The organism is Paralimibaculum aggregatum, from assembly GCF_030270585.1.
GTDB classification, from domain to species: domain Bacteria; phylum Pseudomonadota; class Alphaproteobacteria; order Rhodobacterales; family Rhodobacteraceae; genus Thermohalobaculum; species Thermohalobaculum aggregatum.
The window spans coordinates 1-3632 of sequence record NZ_BSYI01000093.1 but is presented as its reverse complement, the minus strand read 5'-3'; the positions used below and the strand labels follow the sequence as shown (position 1 = coordinate 3632).

Genomic DNA, 3632 nt, shown 5'->3' with positions numbered 1-3632 from the left:
CTGCTGGCAGCGCATCCAATCTCAGGACTCTTAGCAGTGCTTCGCGCCCACCCGGTGCATCAAACTGCCTTTCCCATCGCTGAGACCTGCCAGCACCTTGAACGGTAAGGTGGTTCTCTGGGTCTGCGCCCCGACGATGGGCGCGGCGATCATCTGCCCGCCCATGGCGCGGCAGGCGGCTGCGCGAAGATCCGCGTCGCCGCCGGCGGAGAAGCGCTCCACGACCACGGCTATAGCCAACAGATCGCGGAACGGCCGGATCATGCGGGCGTCCGGCACCCGGCCGTGCAAGCCGAGACCGAAAGGGCGCGCGCATCGGACCGCCTGCGCGGCGAGAGCGGGCCTGGCGATGTGGCGGATCGCGGCGGGATCACCCGAGTTTCCGCGCCATCTGTACTGATCCGTTCCTTATCAAGCTGTAGCTTTTAGTACAGAGCTGCCTATGCACCTAATCTGGCCAATGGCTGCAAGGTCAAAACACGATCGGATGGAAACGCAGAAAAGAGCGAGCAACACCTCGGGAATCCGCCTCCAGGGGCCTCTTGAAATTGCTCGGAAACTGGGATTTGTCTTGGGAGGGACAAGAATGGCTGGTGCATTGAGAAATACCGCCCGGATTCTTGCATGTGTCGCCGGGCTCGGGGCCGGCGCAGCGCAGGCATTTCCGGACAGCACGATCGAGATGATCGTGCCATTCGGCGCAGGTGGCGGCACCGATACCGTCGCGCGGCTGTTCGAGCCCGAATTCAGCAAGGCGCTCGACGGGACCATCGTCATCAGGAACGTCGTCGGAGCCAGCGGTTCGGTCGGCGCAGCGACGGCGGCCAAGGCAAGGCCAGATGGCTACAACATTGCCTATCTGCCGATCGGCCCGGCATCGATCCAGCCGCTCCTGCGGCCGGGCAGCTATGGCGGCGATAGCTGGGAATATATCTGCCGGACGGTTAATGACCCGGCGATCCTGATGGTGCCCGCGGATGGCAACATCGCCTCCTTCGACGACTTCCTGAAGATGGACTCGATCGTCTACGGATCCGCCGGGCCCGGCTCGGTTCCGCATGTGGCGATGGCCGCCCTGGCCGGCGCGACCGGCAAGGAGGCGAAGCACATCCCCTACAAGGGAACGGCCAATGCGATGAACGCGCTGGCGGGCGGCGAGATACAGATCTTCGCCGATCTCCCGTCGGTGGTGAAGTCGTTCAACGTCAAGCCGATCGCCGTCTTCGCCGCCGAGCGGCACCCGTCCTACCCGGATGTGCCGACGACCCTGGAACTCGGATACGACCTGCAGTTCTCGGTCTGGCACGGGGTCTTCGCGCCGGCCGGAACCGACGCCGACAAGGTCGATGCCTTGGCCGAGGCCTGCCGGGAAGCGGTGAACTCGCCGGCATTCTCGGAGAGCATGGCGAAGGTCAGCACCACGACCAGCTATCTCGACCCCGAAGACTTCAAGGCTTTCGTCCTCAAGGCGCTCGAGACCAACGAGGCGGTTCTGAAGGACGCCGGACTGATCCAGTAGGCCTCGGAAGCATCGCAAGTCAGGCGCCTTCATGATGAAAACCCCTGCCTCCACGAGAAACCACCTGCGGGCCGCTTTCAGCGGCTCGCTCGTTCTGTTCTGCCTCGCGATGTACGCCAGCACCTATGATCCGAAGTACCACACCGGGTTCGCCGCGAGCGATCCGAACGCGCTGGTACTGCCGCGGATCGTGCTCGCGCTCATCGTCATCCTCGCCGGCATTGCCACTTTCCAGGAACTGTCCAGCCGCCGGGGCTCCGAGGAACGGCCGGCCGGGAAAGCGACCGTGTTCCTTGGCATCATCATGATCGTCGCGACCGCGCTCATGCCATATGTCGGGTTCGTCCTGAGCGTGACCCCCCTGGTCGCCGCCGTGACCTATCTGCTGGGGGAGCGCCGATGGTATGCAATCCTGGGCACCACGGCGCTGGCCGGTGTCGGGTTCTGGTTCCTGTTCCACCATGTCCTGCTGATCCGGCTCCCCAGCATCGCATCCGGCGGCTTGTACTGACGTGGATTACATCCTTCAGATCATGAGTGACTACGTGACGCTCGGCAGCATCGCCGCGATCGTGGTCGGAACCTTCGTCGGGATCGTGGTGGGCGGGCTGCCGGGGCTTGGCTCGGTGGTCGGCATCACGGTCTGCCTGCCGCTGACCTTCGGCATGGATGCCGGCTCGGCCATCTTCCTGCTCCTCGGGGTCTATTGCGGATCGATCTATGGCGGGTCCATCTCGGCGATCCTGATCAACACGCCGGGAACGCCGCAATCCGCGGCCACGCTCTTCGACGGCTACCCGATGACCGAGCAGGGCCATGCCGGCAAGGCGCTGGGCTGGGCGACCTTCTCCTCCGTCGCCGGCGGCCTCGTCAGCTGCCTGATCCTGATCGCCGCCGCGCCGCAGCTGGCCAGGATTGCCGTGAAGTTCGGCTCGATCGAGGTCTTCGCGCTGATCGTCATGGCGCTGACCTGCATTGCCGCGGTATCCGTCGGCTCGATGGTCAAGGGATTGATTTCCGGCGCGCTCGGCATCTTCATCGCGCTTGTCGGGGTGGATCCCGTGACGGGGTTCCCGCGGTTCGACTTCGGCATCCTCGAGCTCGAGGCGGGCCTCGACCTGATCGCCATCGTCGTCGGGCTCTTCGCGCTGTCGGAGGTCCTCGCACGCGCGGCAAGCGGCAGCAGCCCGATCGCGGTCGTGCGCTCCGTCCAGATGCGGGTGCCGCGCCTGAAGGAGTGGAGCGGGCGGCTCGGCGGCCTGTTCCGCAGCGCGCTGATCGGCTCCTTCGTCGGCTTCCTCCCGGGCACCGGTGCCGCGCCCGCCGCCTTCATCAGCTATGCCGTCGCGAAGAACGCGTCGCCGCGCCGCGGGAATTTCGGCAAGGGAGAACCGGACGGGATCATCGCGGCAGAAACGGCGAACAACGCCGTCACCGGGGCGGCGATGATCCCGACGCTCGCGCTCGGCGTCCCCGGCGACGTGGTGACAGCGATCCTGCTGGGATCGTTCGTCATACACGGCGTCACGCCCGGCGTGCGGCTGATGATGGACCACGAACAGCTGGTCTACGCCATGTTCGCGGCGCTGATCGTCATCAACATCGTCATGCTCGTTCTCTCGTTTCCGGTCATCAGGCTGTTCGGCATCCTGCTCAGGATCAAGGAGCGGTTCATCCTGGCCGGCGTGGTCGCGCTTTCGCTGATCGGAACGGCATCGGTTCGCGGCAATCCCTTCGACGTGCTGGTCGCCGCCATCTTCGGCGTGATCGGCTTTCTCATGCGGCGCTGCGGCTACCCCCTCGCACCCATGGTCATCGGACTGGTGCTCGGCCCGCAGCTCGAGGACAGCTTCCGGCGGGGCCTCCTGCTCACCAATGGCGACTTCGTCTCGTTCTTCACCCACAGCTACATCGCGACCGGATTGTTCGTATTGACATGCGCACTGATCGCCGCGCCGATCTTCCTGCACAACTCCGGCAGGAAGAACCTCATGAACAGCAATGTCTAGAGCGGGCTCCCATCAGCCGGGATCGCAGCCGTCCGCGCTGAAATGGTTGCCGCATCCGGCAGGGGGGAAGAGATCGACGATCCGGCCGCTAGCCGAACCGGGGC

Annotated in this window: 4 protein-coding genes; 3 read left to right on the top strand and 1 reads right to left on the bottom strand. The window is 65.0% G+C overall.

All coding sequences use genetic code 11. The features are described 5' to 3' along the window. Positions 1 to 30: 30 nt before the first annotated feature. Positions 31 to 264 (bottom strand): hypothetical protein, encoded by a 234-nt coding sequence (locus QSJ97_RS24305; protein ID WP_285675072.1) that lies wholly within the window; start codon positions 262 to 264, stop codon positions 31 to 33. 322 nt (positions 265 to 586) lie between these two features. Between QSJ97_RS24305 and QSJ97_RS24300 the strand changes: the two genes are divergently transcribed. Genes QSJ97_RS24300 through QSJ97_RS24290 form a run of 3 tightly spaced genes read left to right on the top strand, consistent with a single transcriptional unit; the run spans position 587 to position 3528 of the window. Next, positions 587 to 1519: a tripartite tricarboxylate transporter substrate binding protein gene (locus QSJ97_RS24300; protein ID WP_285675071.1), complete on the top strand. Its 933-nt coding sequence runs from the start codon at positions 587 to 589 to the stop codon at positions 1517 to 1519. Between the two features lie 31 nt (positions 1520 to 1550). Next, positions 1551 to 2030 carry a tripartite tricarboxylate transporter TctB family protein gene (locus QSJ97_RS24295; RefSeq protein WP_285675069.1) on the top strand — a complete coding sequence of 160 codons (480 nt, stop codon included), beginning with the start codon at positions 1551 to 1553 and terminating at the stop codon, positions 2028 to 2030. 22 nt (positions 2031 to 2052) lie between these two features. Further along, on the top strand, positions 2053 to 3528 hold the full coding sequence (locus QSJ97_RS24290; protein ID WP_285675067.1) for a tripartite tricarboxylate transporter permease: 1476 nt from the start codon (positions 2053 to 2055) through the stop codon (positions 3526 to 3528). Positions 3529 to 3632: the final 104 nt, after the last annotated feature.